1 protein-coding gene and 1 pseudogene are annotated in these 15,724 nt (G+C 73.3%); both read right to left on the reverse strand.

Annotated features, from left to right (window positions below; genetic code table 11):
- Window positions 1–4: 4 nt before the first annotated feature.
- Window positions 5–4,795: a type I polyketide synthase gene (locus M8C13_RS03365; RefSeq protein ID WP_374213022.1), complete on the reverse strand. Its 4,791-nt coding sequence runs from the start codon at window positions 4,793–4,795 to the stop codon at window positions 5–7.
- A 20-nt stretch (window positions 4,796–4,815) separates the two neighbouring features.
- Window positions 4,816–15,690 (reverse strand): annotated as a pseudogene (locus M8C13_RS03370) (type I polyketide synthase); the annotation flags it as partial.
- Window positions 15,691–15,724: the final 34 nt, after the last annotated feature.

The raw sequence follows: 15,724 nt of genomic DNA on the forward strand, positions 1-15,724 counted from the left end.
CAGGTCAGGAGTCGGAGCCCTGGAGGGCCAGGCGCACCAGGTCGTCGGCGTCCATCTCGTCGAGGTCCTCGCCGTCGTCCACAGTGGACTCAACTGGTTCGCCACCATCAGCCAGGCGCAGCAGCGTGTCGAGCAGCCCGGCCTCCCGGAGGCGGGTCAGCGGCAGGGTGGCCAGTGCGGCCCTGATCCGCTGTTCGGACTCGTCGACGCCGTCGACAGCCGGGAACAGCTGACCGCGCAGGAACTCGGCCAGCGCGCTCGGCGTGGGGTGGTCGAAGGCCATGGTGGCCGGCAGCTTCAGGCCGGTGGCGGCGGTGATCCGGTTGCGCAGCTCGACCGCGGTGAGCGAGTCGAAGCCCAGCTCGCGGAAGGCACGCCCGGCATCCACCGCGTCGGTGGAGTCGTGGCCGAGCACCCCGGCGACCTGGGTGCGCACCAGGTCCACCAGCGCGCGCCGCTGCTCCAGCGGGGAGGCCGCGGCAAGTCGTTCGGCCAGCCCGGAATCAGCCTCCGGCTCGGGCTCGGCGAGCAGCTCGCGGACCTCGGGCAGCTCGCTCAGCAGCGGGCTGGGCCGGACCGAGGTGAAGGCCGGGGTGAACTTGGTCCAGTCCATATCCGCGATGGCGATCGCGGTCTCGTCCTCGTCCATGGCCCGTTGCAGTGCGGCGATGGCCAGCTCGGGGCGCATCTCCAGGATGCCGCGGCGGCGCAGCTGCTCCCCCGCGTCGCCCTCGGCCATGCCGCCCTCGGCCCAGGCGCCCCAGGCGACCGCGAGTGCGGGCTGCCCGGTGGCGCGGCGGTGCTGGGCCAGCGCGTCCAGGTAGGCGTTGCCCGCGGCGTAGCCGGTGTGGCCCGCGCTGCCCCACACGCCGGAGTTGGAGGAGAACAGCACGAACGCGTCCAGGTCACCGGCGAACTCGGCCAGGTGCGCCGCGCCCGCGATCTTGACCGCGGTGACCTCGGCCAGTTCCTCCTGGGTCACCTCGGCGAGCGCGGTGGCCTGGGGCACGCCGGCCACGTGCATGATCGCGGTGACCGGGTGCCGGGCCAGCAGGTCGCGCACGGCCTCCCGGTCGCTGATGTCGCAGGCCTCGATGGTGGCCTTGGCGCCCAGTTCGCCCAGCTCGGCGGCGAGCTCGCTCGCACCGGGCGCGGCCAGGCCGCGGCGGCTGGTGAGCACCAGGTGGTCGGCTCCGTTGCGGGCCAGCCAGCGGGCCACCTGCGCGCCGATCGCGCCGGTGCCGCCGGTGACCAGCACGGTGCCGGTGGGCCGCCAGTCCCACTTGGTGGCACCGCGCGGGGCGTGCACCAGGCGGCGGGCGAGGATCCCGTTGGCCCGCACCGCGAGCTGGTCCTCCTCCCCCGCGTTGGCCAGCAGCGAGACCAGGCGGTTGAGGTCGGTCTCACCCGGGTTGCCGGGCAGGTCGACCAGGCCGCCCCAGCGGCGGGCGTGTTCAAGCGCGGCGACCCGGCCGAAGCCCCAGACCTGGGCGGCCACCGGTTCGCGCACCGGGTCGGCCGGTCCGGTGCCGACCGCGCCGCTGGTGACGGTCCACAGTGGAGCGTCGAGGCCGGCGTCGCCGAGGGCCTGGGTGAGGGTGACGGTCAGGCGCAGCCCCCTGGACACCTCGGGGTGGGCCGAGGTGTCCAGGCCCAGCAGGGACAGCACTCCGCTGGGCGCCACGGGGGAGGTGGCGAGCTGCTGGGCGAGCCCGGCGCGGTCGACGCGGTCGAGCACCAGCTCGGCGACGTCGGCGCCACGGGCGCGCAGTGCGGTCACAACCGCGGTGGTCAAGGGGTGGTTGGCCGCGGGAACGACGAGCAGCCAGGTGCCGGAGAGTTCGGCGGCGGCGGGTTCGGTGAGCTGCTTCCAGGTGACCCGGTACCGCCATCCGTCCACAGTGGACTGATCGCGGCGACCCTTGCGCCAGGCGGACAGTGCGGGCAGCACACCGCTGAGCGGTTCGAGGCCGGTGCCCAGGGTGCTGGCCAGCCGGTCCAGGTCCTCGTTCTCCACCGCGGCCCAGAACTCGGCGTCGGCCGGGTCGGCGGCGGTGGCGGCCTGCTCGGGTTCGAGCCAGTACCAGCGGCCCTGGAAGGCGTAGGTGGGCAGGTCAATCCGCCGCGCGCCGGGGAAGGCCGGGCGCAGGTCGACGGGCAGGCCGCGGGTCTCGGCCTCGCCGAGGGAGAGCAGGAAGCGGTCCAGGCCGCCGTCCTCGCGGCGCAGCGAGCCGACCGCGACCGCCTCCACCTCGTCCAGGGTCTCCTGCACGCCGAAGGTGAGCACCGGGTGCGGGCTGGCCTCGATGAAGAAGCGGAAGCCGTCCTCGGCCAGCAGCCGGGTGGTCTCGGCGAAGCGGACGGTCTGGCGCAGGTTGGTGTACCAGTACTCGGCGTCCAGCCGCGCGGTGTCGATCTGCCCGGCGGTGACGGTGGAGTAGAACGGGATCGCCGAGGTCTTCGGCTCCAGTCCACTGAGGACGGTCAGCAGCTCGGCCTTGATGCTTTCCACGTGCGCGGAGTGCGAGGCGTAGTCCACCGGGATCTTGCGCACCCGGATCTCCGCGGCCTCGCACTCGGCGAACAGCTCGTCCAGGGCGTCCGGGTCACCGGCGACCACCACCGAGGCGGGGCCGTTGTGCGCGGCGACCGAGATCCGGCCGTCCCAGCGGGCCAGTCGCGCGGCGGCCTCCTCGCCGGACAGCGAGACCGACATCATGCCGCCCTTGCCCGCCAGCGCGCGGATCGCCTTGCTCCGCAGGGCAACCACCTTGGCCGCGTCACGCAGGGACAGTGCGCCGGAGACCGCGGCGGCAGCGATCTCACCCTGTGAGTGGCCGACCACTCCGGCAGGCTCGACGCCGTACGAGCGCCACAGCGCGGCCAGCGACACCATCACCGCCCACAGCGCGGGCTGCACCACGTCGACCTGCTCGCAGTCACCGCTGCGCAGGACCTCCAGGAGATCCCAGTCGGTGAACTCGGCGAGGGCTTCGGCGCATTCGGCGATGCGCGCGGCGAAGACCGGCGAGGTCTCCAGCAGCTCCACGGCCATGCCGCGCCACTGCGAGCCCTGGCCGGGGAAGACGAAGACCACTCGGCCGTCCACCCCGGAGACACCCTGCACCAGCGCGGGGTCGGGCCGGTTCGCGGCGAGTGCGCCCAGGCTGGCGCGCAGCGCGTCCCGGTCGGTGGCGGCCAGCAGCGCGCGGTGCTCGAACCGGGTGCGGGTGGTGGCCAGCGAGAAGCCGAGGTCAGCCAGCGGAAGATCGGGGTTGTTGTCCACAAAGGACAGGAGTCGTTCGGCCTGGCCGCGCAGGGCTTCGGCGCCCCTGGCGGAGAGCAGGATCGGCGGCACCGCGACCGGAACCCGCTCGGGATCGACGATGTCGGCGGCCGGGGCCTGTTCCAGGATGGTGTGCGCGTTGGTGCCGCTCATGCCGAAGCTGGAGATGCCGGCCCGGCGTGGCTGCCCGGTCTCCGGCCACGCCAGCTGTTCGGTGAGCAGCGACACCGCGCCCGCGGACCAGTCCACGTGCGGCGAGGGCTCGTCCACGTGCAGGGTCTTGGGCAGCACCCCGTGCCGCATGGCCATGACCATCTTGATCACACCGGCGACTCCGGCCGCGGCCTGGGTGTGCCCGATGTTGGACTTCACCGAGCCCAGCCACAGCGGCCGTTCCCGGTCCTGGCCGTAGGTGGCCAGCAGGGCCTGGGCCTCGATCGGGTCGCCGAGCGAGGTGCCGGTGCCGTGCGCCTCCACCACGTCCACCTGGGCCGGGGTGAGGCGGGCGTCGCCGAGCGCGTCGGCGATGACCCGGCGCTGGGACGGGCCGTTCGGCGCGGTGAGCCCGTTCGAGGCGCCGTCCTGGTTGATCGCGGTGCCGCGGATCACCGCGAGGATCTGGTGGCCGTTGCGCTGGGCGTCGGAGAGCTTCTCCAGCACCAGCATGCCCACGCCCTCGGCGAAGCCGAACCCGTCGGCCGCGGCGGAGAAGGGCTTGCAGCGGCCGTCGGCGGCCAGGCCGCCCTGGCGGGAGAACTCGACGAGTGAGTTGAGGCTGGACATCACGGTGACGCCGCCGGTGAGCGCGAGCCCGCACTCGTTGTTGCGCAGCGCCTTCACCGCCAGGTGCAGCGCGACCAGCGAGGAGGAGCAGGCGGTGTCCACGGTGAGCGCGGGGCCCTCAAGGCCGAGGGTGTAGGCGACCCGGCCGGAGACGAAGCTGGTGGCCGCGCCGGAGAGCAGGTGGCCCTCCAGGTGCTGCGGGGACTGGTCCAGTCCCGGGGTGTAGCCGGAGAACCACGCTCCGCTGAACACCCCGGTCCGGCTGCCGCGCAAGGACACCGGGTCGATCCCGGCCCGCTCGAAGGCCTCCCAGGAGGCTTCCAGGATCAGCCGCTGCTGCGGGTCCATGGCCAGCGCCTCGCGCGGCGAGATGCCGAAGAACCCGGCGTCGAACTTGCCGGCGTCGTAGACGAACCCGGCCTCGCGGGCGTAGTAGGTGCCGGGGTTGTCGGGGTCCGGGTGGTACCGGCCCCCGACATCCCAGCCGCGGTCGGCGGGAAAGCCGCCGACCGCGTCACCGCCGCCGGAAACGAGGTTCCACAGGGATTCCGGACTGTCGACCCCGCCAGGCAGGCGGCAGCTCATGCCGATGATGGCCACGGGCTCGTGCCCGGCCTCCTCGACCTCACGCAGCCGCTTGGTGGTCCGGTGCAGGTCGGTGGTGACCCGCTTGAGGTACTCGCGGAGCTTCTCTTCGTTCGACATCCAGCATCCCCAGTTCGTCAGACCCTCCGCGAGTCTCCGTCCTAAACGGACTGTCCGAACTCCTTGTCAATGAAGTCGAACAGGTCGTCGTCGGACGCGGACTCGATAACGTCCACATCGTCGTCACCCGGCTCGGCCGCCGCGCTCCACATGGCCGCCAACGCCGTCAGCCGCTGGGCGATCGCGGAGATCTCCGCGGGCGCCACCCCGGCCAGTCCCGCCTCCAGCCGGTCGAGCTCGGCCAGCAGCGGTGCCGCGGCCGGCTCGTCGGGCAGGAGTTCGGCTCGCAACAGCTCCGCGAGCGCGAGCGGGGTCGGGTAGTCGAAGACCAGCGTGGCCGGCAGGCGCAGCCCTGTGGCCGCGTTCAACCGGTTCCGCAGCTCGACCGCGGTGAGTGAGTCGAACCCGAGCTCCTTGAACGCTCGGTCCGCGCTCACCGCGTCCGGTCCGGCGTGTCCGAGTACGGTGGCGACGTTGCCCCGCACCAGGTCCAGCAGCGCCCGGTCCCGCTCCGCCGCGGGGAGTCCGGTCAGCCGCTGCACCAGGGCAGACACTCCGGCGCCTGCCGATCCGGCCTCCGCGGTCCTGCGCGCCGGGTTCTGCACCAGCCCCGTGAGCGGGGAGGGCACGGATCCCGTCTGTCGCAGGACCGCGGTGTCCAGGCCCATCGGCACCAGCACCGCCTCGTCAAAGCTAAGTCCGGCGTCGAGCAGCGCCAACCCCTGTTCTGAAGACAGGGGGGTCATGCCCGAACGGGCCATCCGCCCCAGTTCGGCCTCGTCCAGGTGGCCGGTCATGCCGCTGGCCTGCGCCCACAAACCCCAGGCCAGTGCCTGTCCGGGTACCCCTTGCGCGCGCCGGTGCGCGGCCAGGCCGTCCAGGAAGGCGTTGGCCGCGGCGTAGTTGGCCTGGCCGGCGCCGCCGAAGGTGGCCGAGGCGGAGGAGAACAGCACGAAGGCGTCCAGCTCGCCGGTGAGCTCGTGCAGGTTGACCGCGGCGTCCACCTTGGGCCGCAGCACCTTCGCCAGCCGCTCGGGGGTGAGCGCGGAGAGCACGCCGTCGTCGAGCACCCCTGCGGCGTGGATCACACCGGTGAGCGGGTGCTCGGCCGGGATGCTGGAGAGCAAGGCGCTCAACGCGTTCCGGTCCGCGGCATCACAGTTTTCGATGCGAACGACGGCACCCAGTTCCGACAGTTCCGCGGCCAGCTCGGGGGCACCGGGCGTGTCCATGCCGCGACGGCTGGTGAGCAGCAGGTGCCGCACCCCGTGCCGGGTGACCAGGTGCCTGGCCAGCAGCGCGCCCAGGGTGCCGGTGCCGCCGGTGATCAGCACGGTGCCGTCGGTGCGCAGGCCGCGCGGGATGGTGAGCACCAGCTTGCCGACGTGCTTGGCCTGGCTGAGGAAGCGGTAGGCGTCCTTGGCCCGGCGCAGGTCCCAGCTGCGCACCGGCAGCGGCCGCAGCACCCCCTGCTCGAACAGGGGCAGCAGCGCGGCGAAGATCTCCGCGATCCGGTCCTCGCCGGCGTCGGTGAGGTCGAAGGCGCGGTAGGCCACCCCGGGGTGCTCGGCCGCGACCTGGTCGGCGTCGCGGATGTCGGTCTTGCCCATCTCCACGAACCGGCCGCCGCCGGGCAGCAGCCGCAGCGAGGCGTCCACGAACTCGCGGGCCAGCGAGTCCAGCACCACGTCGACCCCCCTACCGCCGGTGACCGCGCCGAACTCGCGCTCGAAGTCCAGGGTGCGGGAGTTGGCGATGTGGTCCTCGGCCAGGCCGAGGGCGCGCAGGGTGTCCCACTTGCCGGTGCTGGCGGTGCCGAACACCTCGGCGCCCCAGTGCCTGGCCAGCTGCACCGCGGCCATGCCGACGCCACCGGCGGCGGCGTGCACCAGCACCTTCTCCCCCGCGCCCAGCCCGGCCAGGTCGTGCAGGGCGTAGTAGGCGGTGAGGAAGACCACCGGCACCGAGGCGGCGGTCTCGAAGCTCCAGTCCGCCGGGATCCGGGTGACCAGGCGCTGATCGGCGACCACGTAGGGGCCAAAAGCCCCGGCCAGCAAGCCCATCACCCGGTCGCCGGGCCGGAACCCGGTGACGCCCGGTCCGACCTCGGTGATCACACCGGCGCCCTCGGTGCCCATCAGCGCCTTGTCCGGGTACATGCCCAGGCCGATCAGCACGTCGCGGAAGTTCAGGCCCGCGGCGCGGATCGCGATCCGGACCTGGCCTTCGGCAAGGGGTTCGAGCACCTCGGGGCAGGGCAGCAGGGCCAGGTTCTCCAGCGTGCCCTCACCGGCCACGTCCAGCCGCCAGGCGTCCACATCGGACGGTGCCACCAGCGCCTCGGTGCTGGCCGCCCTGGCCAGCCGGAAGGCGTGGATCTGCCCGGCGCGCAGGGCCAGCTGCGGTTCACCGGAGTGCAGGGCGGCGGGCAGTGCGGCGTAGGAGTCGTCGGCCTCGTCCAGGTCGAGCAGCTGGAACCGGTCCGGGTTCTCCGACTGGGCCGAACGGAGCAGTCCCCACACCGCGGCGCCCGCGAGGTCGGTGACGTCCTCGCCGTGCCGGGTGGACACCGCGCCCCTGGTCACCACGACCAGCCGGGCCTCGTGCTCCTGGGCCAGCCAGCCCTGCACCAGCTCCAGCGCGCGACGGGTCGCCGCGTGCGTGGTCTCGGTGCGCGGCCCGCTGACCGAGGGGAAGGCGACCAGGGTCAGCTCGGGCGGGTTCGTCGCCAGTTCGGCCAGGTCGCTGTGGTTGGTGACCGCGCTGCCGCTGCTGGCCAGCGCGGCGCCCACCTTGAGGTCGTCCCGGCCGAGCACCGCGACCGGCATCGGCGCCGACGGCGGGGTCAGTCCACTGAGGACGGTCCAGTCGAGGCGGAACAGCTTGTCCAGGTTGCTGTCCCTGGCCGCCAGCGCGTCGGCGCTGACCTGCCGCAGCTGCAAGGACTCCACGGCCGCGACCGGAGCCCCGGTGGGGTCGGCCACGGTGATCGCGATCGCGTCCTCCCCGGCCGCGCGCAGCCGGACCCGGAGTGCGGTGGCGCCCTCGGCGTGCAGGGTGAAACCGTTCCAGGCGAAGGGCAGGCGCGGGGTCTCCGGGTCGGCGAAGAAGTCGCCGAGGCCGATGGCCTGCACGGCCGCGTCCAGCAGCGCCGGGTGCAGGCCGTAGCGGCCCGCGTCCTCGGCCTGTGGCAGCTCGACCTCGGCGTAGACCTCCTCGGCGGTGCGCCAGGCCGCGCGCAGGCCCTGGAAGGCGGGGCCGTACTCGTAGCCGCGGTCGGCGAACCGGCCGTAGATGTCCTGCACCGGAACCGGGGTGGCGCCGGCGGGCGGCCAGGCGGTGAGCTCCTCGGTCACGCCGGCCGTGCTGGAGAGCAGGCCGCTGGCGTGCCGGGTCCACGGCTGGTCCGGGTCGGCGGACTCCGGGCGGGAGTGCAGGGTGAGCGTGCGCGCGCCGTTGGCATCGGGCGCGCTGAGCACCAGCTGCACGGCCACGCCACCGCTGGCGGGCAGCAGCAGCGGGGCTTCCAGGGTCAGCTCGTCCAGGCGGTGGCAGCCGACCGCGTCCCCGGCGTGGCAGGCCAGCTCGACGAACGCGGTGCCCGGCAACAGGACCGTGCCGGAGACGGCGTGGTCGGCCAGCCACGGGTGGGTTTGCAAGGAGAGCCTGCCGGTGAACAGGTAGCCGTCGCTGTCGGCGAGCGCCACGGCCGCGCCGAGCAGCGGGTGCTCGGCGGTGTGCAGGCCGATGGCGCTGGCGTCGCCCGCCCGGCCGGAACCGGGGCGCGGCCAGTACCGCTGTCGCTGGAAGGCGTAGGTGGGCAGGGTGAGCAGACGACCGCCACCGATCCTCGGCGTGAGGTCGACCCGGTGGCCGCGGACCTGGAGCTCGGCCAGGGACAGCAGGAACCGGTCCTGGCCGCCGTCCTCGCGGCGCAGCGAACCGGTGGCCACGCCGCGGTCGCCGAGGATCTCGTTGAGCCCGAAGGTCAGCACCGGGTGCGGGCTGGCCTCGACGAAGGCGGTGAAGCCCGCCTCGGCGAGGCCGCGCACGACCTCCTCGAACCGGACGGTCTGGCGCAGGTTGGTGTACCAGTACTCCGCGTCCAGCGCGGTGGTGTCGATCAGCTCGCCGGTCACCGTGGAGTGGAACGGGATAGCCGAGGTCTGCGGCGACAGTCCACTGAGGACGGTCAGCAGCTCCTCGCGGATCTGTTCGACGTGCGCGGAGTGCGAGGCGTAGTCCACCGGGATCTTGCGGGCCCGGATGTCGGCGGCCTCGCACTCGGCGAACAGCTCGTCCAGGGCCTCGGGGTCACCGGCGACCACGATCGCGGTGGGGCCGTTGATGGCGGCCACCGAGATGCGGCCGTCCCAGCGGGTCAGCCGCTCCTCGACCTCGGCCAGCGGGAGCGGCACGGACATCATGCCGCCCTTGCCCGCGAGAGCTCGGATCGCCTTGCTGCGCAGCGCGACCACCTTGGCCGCGTCCCGCAAAGACAGCGCGCCAGAGACGGCAGCCGCGGCGATCTCGCCCTGTGAGTGGCCGACCACTCCGGCAGGCTCGACGCCATAGGACCGCCACAGCGCCGCCAGCGACACCATCACCGCCCACAGCGCGGGCTGCACCACGTCGACCCGGTCGAAGCCGGGGCCGTTGCCGCGCAACACCTCGAAGAGGTCCCAGTCGGTGAACTCGGCCAGCGCGCCGGCGCAGTCGGCCAGCCGCTCGGCGAACACCGGCTCGGCCTCGGCCAGCGCCAGGGCCATGCCCAGCCACTGCGAACCCTGACCGGGGAAGACGAACGCGACCTTGCCCGGCGCGCCCGCCAGGCCCTGGACCAGGGCGCCGGAGGGCTCGTCCTGGGCCAGGGCGGCGAGCCCGGCGCGGAAGTCGGCGCGCTCGGTGGCCACCAGCACGGCGCGGTGCTCGAAGCGCCCGCGCTGCTCGGCCAGTGACCGGGCCACGTCGACCGGCGCCGAGTCGGGGTGGTTGTCCAGGAAGTCGAGCAGGCGCTCGGCCTGTCCGCGCAGGGCTTCCGGCGAGCGGGCGGCCAGCAGCCACGGCTGCGGTCCGTCCACAGTGGACATCGTGACCGGCTCGTCGGCGGGGGCTTCCTCCAGGATGGCGTGCGCGTTGGTGCCGCTCATGCCGAAGCTGGAGATCCCGGCCCGGCGCGGTTCACCGGTGCTCGGCCACTCCTGGGCCTCGGTGAGCAGCGAGACCGCGCCCGCCGACCAGTCGATCTGCGGCGAGGGCGCGTCCACGTGCAGCGTCTTGGGCAGCACCCCGTGCCGCATGGCGAGCACCATCTTCATCACGCCCGCGATACCGGCGGCCGCCTGGGTGTGCCCGATGTTGGACTTCAGGGAACCCAGCCACAGCGGGGTTTCCCGGTCCTGGCCGTAGGTGGCCAGCAGGGCCTGGGCCTCGATCGGGTCGCCGAGGGTGGTGCCGGTGCCGTGCGCCTCCACCGCCTCGACCTGGCGGGCGGACAGCCCGGCGCTGGCCAGCGCCTGCCGGATGACCCGCTGCTGGGCCGGTCCGTTCGGCGCGGTCAGGCCGTTGGAGGCGCCGTCCTGGTTCACCGCGCTGCCGCGAACCAGGGCCAGCACCGGGTGCCCGTTGCGGCGGGCGTCGGAGAGTCGTTCGAGCACCAGCATGCCCGCGCCCTCGGCGAGGGCGAAGCCGTCCGCCGCGGCGGCGAAGGCCTTGGACCGGCCGTCCCGTGCCAGTCCGCGCTGCCTGCTGAACTCGAAGAACATGTCCGGGGTCGACATGATCGTGACGCCACCCGCCAGCGCGAGGGAGCACTCGCCGTTGCGCAGCGCCTGCGCGCCCAGGTGCAGGGCGACCAGGGAGGCCGAGCAGGCGGTGTCCACGGTGAGCGCGGGGCCTTCGAGGCCGAGGGTGTAGGAGATCCGGCCGGAGAGGATGCTGGCCCCGTTGCCGATGGCCAGGTAGCCGTCGAAGTTGTCGGGCCCGTCCAGCAGCAGCGGCGCGTAGTGCTGGCCGTTGGTGCCGGCGAACACGCCGACCGCCTTGCCGCGCAAGGAGTCCGGGTCGATGCCCGCGCGCTCGAAGGCCTCCCAGGAGGTTTCCAGCAGCAGCCGGTGCTGCGGGTCCATCGCGGTGGCCTCGCGCGGGGAGATGCCGAAGAAGGCCGGGTCGAACTCGTCGGCCTGGTGCAGGAAGCCGCCCTCGCGGGTGTAGGAGCGGCCGCTGCTCTCCGGGTTCGGGTCGTAGAGGGCGTCCAGGTCCCAGCCGCGGTTGTCCGGGAAGCCGGAGATCGCGTCCACGCCCTCGGCGACCAGGCGCCACAACGCTTCCGGGGTGTCCACGCCGCCGGGGAAGCGGCAGGCCATGCCGACGATGGCGATCGGGTCGTCGTCCAGCACCGCGACCGTGGATGCCTCGGCCGCCGCGCTGACGCCGAGGATCTCGCCGCGCAGGAAGTCGGCGAGCACGGTGGCGGTCGGGTAGTCGAAGACCAGCGTGGCCGGGAGTTTCAGCCCGGTCGCGGTGTTGAGGCGGTTGCGCAGGTCGACCGCGGTGAGCGAGTCGAAGCCGAGCTCGCGGAAGGCGCGGTTGACGTCGACCGACTCCGGCGAGGGGTGTTCCAGCACCGCGGCCAGTTGGGCGCGCACCAGGTCCAGCACGGCCTGGGCCTGGTCGGCCTCGGACAGGCCGGAAAGCCGTTGGGCCAGCGGGGATCCGGTCTGCTCCGGCTCGACCTCCAGCTCGGCGACCTGGGGCAGGGCGGAGAGCAGCGGGCTGGGCCGGGCGGCGGTGAAGCCGGGGTGGAAGCGGGACCAGTCGATGTCCGCGATGGTCACCGCGGTCTCGTTGTGGTCGAGCACCTGGCGCAGCGCGGTCAGTGCGGCGGCCGGGGCCAGCGCGCGGACCCCGCGGCGGCGCAGCTGCTCGCCCATGGCCTCGACGGTGGCGCCGCCGTCCCACGGGCTCCAGGCGATCACGTTGGCGGGCAGGCCGTTGCCGCGGCGGTACTCGGCGAGCGCGTCCAGGTAGGCGGACCCGGCGGCGTAGGCGGCCTGGTTGCCACCGCCCCAGACCGCGGCCACCGAGGAGAAGAAGACCACGTGCTCCGGTTCGATCGGCAGTGCCTCGACCGCGAGCACATCGGCGGTCTTGGCCGCGACCACGACGGCGAAGTCAGCAAGGCCAACACTGTCCACTTCGGACGGATTGACTACCGGCGGCGCGTGCAGCACCGTGGTGACCTCGGCGGCCTTGGCCAGGTCGGTGTGCGCGGTGACGCCCAGTTCGGCCAGTTCCTCGACCAGTTCCGGTGCGGCACCGGGGAGAACAAGGGTGGTGACGCCCTGGGTGGCCAGCCAGCGGGCGGCTTCCGCGCCGAGCGGTCCGGCCGCGCCGGTGACCAGTGCGGTGTCGCCGGGCTGCCAGCTGCGGGCGGGCTTGCCGGTGAGCGGGGCGGGGGTGAGGCGGCGGCCGAACAGCCCGGCCGGGCGAACCGCGACCTGGTCTTCGGTCCCGGTCAGTGCCGCCACGAGCTGGACTCCGGTCCGCTCGTCCAGCACCTCGGGCAGGTCCACCAGGCCACCCCAGCGGCCGGGGTGCTCCAGCGCCACCACCCGGCCGAAGCCCCAGACCTGGGCCTGTTCCGGGCTGGTCAGCACGTCCGAGCCGCCGATGCCGACCGCGCCCCTGGTCAGGCTCCACAGCGGAGCCTGGGCCCCGGTGTCGCCGAGGGCCTGGGTCAGCAGCAGGGTCTGGGCGAGTCCGACGGCCAGTTCGGGGTGCTCCGGGTGCGGGGTCTCGTCCAGGGCCAGCACCGAGATCAGTCCGTCGGCCTCGGCGATGCCCGCCGCGCGCAGGGTTTCCGCGATCTCCGCGCGGTCACCCTGGACGGCGATCTCGGTGACCTGCGCGCCGTGCGCGGTGAGCGTGTCGATGAGTCCGGCGGGCGCGGGACCGGCGAGCAGCCAGTTTCCGTTGAGGGTAGGGGCGTTAGGGGTGCTGAGCGGGGTCCAGGTGACCCGGTAGCGCCAGCCGTCCACGGCCGCGAGCTCCTTGCGCTGGCGGCGCCAGGTGGACATCGCGGGCAGGACCTCGTGCAGCGGGGTGTCGCCGTCCACGGCCAGGGTGGCGGTCACCTCGTCCAGGTCGGCGCGGTCCACCGCGTCCCAGAACCCGGCGTCGGCGGGGTCGGCGGCCGCGGCCGGGGCCAGCGGTTCCAGCCAGAACCGCCTGCGCTGGAAGGGATAGGTGGGCAGTTCGCGACGGCGGGCGCCGGAGTTCGCGAAGACGACCTGCCAGTCCAGCTCCAGGCCGCCCACGTAGGCCTCGGCCAGCGAGGTGAGGCAGCGGGTGAGGCCGCCCTCCTCGCGGCGCAGCGAACCGACCACCACGGCCTCGCCGCCCGCGGCGTCCACGGTGTGCTGCACGCCGACGGTGAGCACCGGGTGCGGGCTCATCTCGATGAAGAACCGGTAGCCCTGCTCGACCAGGCCGCGCACGGTGTCCTCGAACCGCACGGTCTGGCGCAGGTTGGTGTACCAGTACTCGGCGTCCACGATGGCGGTGTCGATCAGCTCGCCGGTGACCGTGGAGTGGAACGGGATCTCCGCCGAGCGCGGCTGGATCGGGGCCAGCACGCGCAGGATCTCCTCGCGGATCTCCTCCACGTAGGCGGAGTGCGAGGCGTAGTCCACCGGGATCTTGCGTGCCCTGATCTCCGCGGCCTCGCACTCGGCGAACAGCTCGTCGAGGGCCTCGGGCTCACCGGCGACCACCACGGTGGCCGGGCCGTTGACCGCGGCGACCGAGATCCGGCCGTCCCAGCGGGCGATGCGGGTCTCGACCTCGGTGCGCGGCAGCGGCACCGACATCATGCCGCCCTTGCCGGCCAGCGCCCGGATCGCCTTGCTGCGCAACGCCACCACGCAGGCCGCGTCGCGCAGGGACAGCGCGCCGGAGACCGCGGCGGCGGCGATCTCGCCCTGGGAGTGGCCGACCACCGCGGAGGGGTTGACGCCGAAGGAGGCCCAGACCGCGGACAGCGAGACCATCATGGCCCACAGCGCGGGCTGCACCACGTCCACCCGGTCGAAGCCGGGACCGTTGCCGCGCAACACTTCCAGGAGGTCCCAGTCGGTGAACTCGGCCAGCGCTTCGGCGCACTCGGTCATCCGGGCGGCGAACACCGGCGAGGAGTCCAGCAGTTCCAAGGCCATCCCGGCCCACTGCGAACCTTGACCGGGGAAGACGAAGGCGACCTTGTCACTGGCCCGGGCGGTGCCACGCACCAGGTTCCCGGCCGTGCCGTCGGCGGCGAGGGCGTCCAGCGCGGAGCTGAAGCCGTCCCGGTCGGCGGCGATGACCACGGCGCGGTGCTCGAAGGCGCTGCGGCCGGTGGCCAGCGAGTAGGCGGTGTCCAGCACGGACAGGTCGGGCTCACTGTCCACAGTGGACTTAAGTCGGACGGCGGTCTCGCGCAGCGCCTCGGGGGTGCGGGCGGAGAGCAGCCAGGGCAGCACCTGAGGTTCGCTCTGCTCAACCGGTTCCGGCTCAGGAGCGGCCTCGATCACGGCGTGCGCGTTGGTGCCGGAGACACCGAAGCTGGACACCGCGGACCGGCGCGGACGCCCGGTCTCCGGCCAGGGCTGGGCCTCGGTGAGCAGGGACACCGCACCGGCGGACCAGTCGATCTGCGGTGAGGGCTCGTCCACGTGCAGGGTCTTGGGCAGCACGCCGTGCCGCATGGCCATGACCATCTTGATGATGCCGCCCGCGCCCGCGGCGGCCTGGGTGTGCCCGATGTTGGACTTCAGCGAGCCCAGCCACAGCGGCTGCTCGTCGGTGTGCTCGCGCCCGTAGGTGGCCAGGAGTGCCTGCGCCTCAATGGGATCGCCGAGCTTGGTGCCGGTGCCGTGCGCCTCCACCGCGTCCACCTCGGCGGCGGTGAGCCCGGCGTCGGCCAGGGCCTGCCGGATCACCCGCTGCTGGGAGGGACCGTTGGGGGCGGTCAGTCCGCTGCTGGCGCCGTCCTGGTTGACCGCGGTGCCGCGCACCACGGCGAGGATCGGGTGGCCGTTGCGCTGGGCGTCGGAGAGCTTCTCCAGCAGGATCATGCCCGCCCCCTCGGCCCAGGAGGTGCCGTCGGCGGCCGCGGCGAAGGACTTGCAGCGGCCGTCCGGGGCCAGGCCGCGCTGGCGGGAGAACTCGACGAAGGCCGCGGGGGTGGCCATCACCGCGACGCCACCGGCCAGCGCGAGGGAGGTCTCTCCCTTGCGCAGCGAGCGGACCGCGAGGTGCAGCGCGACCAGCGAGGAAGAGCACGCCGTGTCGATGGTGACCGAAGGCCCTTCCAGGCCAAGGGTGTAGGACACCCGGCCGGAGACCACACTGCCGGAGCTGCCGGTGGCCAGGTAGCCCTCCACGCCCGGCGGCACCTCGTGCATCCGCGGCGCGTAGTCGTGGTACATCAGGCCCGCGTACACGCCGGTCTTGCTGCCACGCAAGGAGTTCGGGTCGATGCCGGCCCGCTCGAAGGCCTCCCAGGAGGTCTCCAGCAGCAGCCGCTGCTGCGGGTCCATGGCCAGGGCTTCACGCGGGGAGATGCCGAAGAAGTCCGGGTCGAACTCGTCGGCGTCGTGCAGGAACCCGCTTTCGCGCACGTAGGCGGTGCCGGAGCGGTCCGGGTCGGGGTCGTACAGGGATTCCAGGTCCCAGCCGCGGTTGACGGGGAACGGCGTGATGCCGTCCCCGCCCGCCGCGACCAGGTCCCACAGCTGTTCGGGGCTGCTGACCCCGCCGGGGAACCGGCAGGCCATGCCGATGATCGCGATCGGCTCCTGGTCCTGGGACTCCAGCTCGGCCACCCGTCGCCGCGCGTCGCGCAGGTCGACGGTGGCCCGCCGGAGGTAGTCCAGGAGCTTCTGCTCGTTTTCGTTCGACACTGCCCTCAGC

The sequence above is a fragment of the Crossiella sp. SN42 genome (assembly GCF_023897065.1).
GTDB lineage: Bacteria > Actinomycetota > Actinomycetes > Mycobacteriales > Pseudonocardiaceae > Crossiella.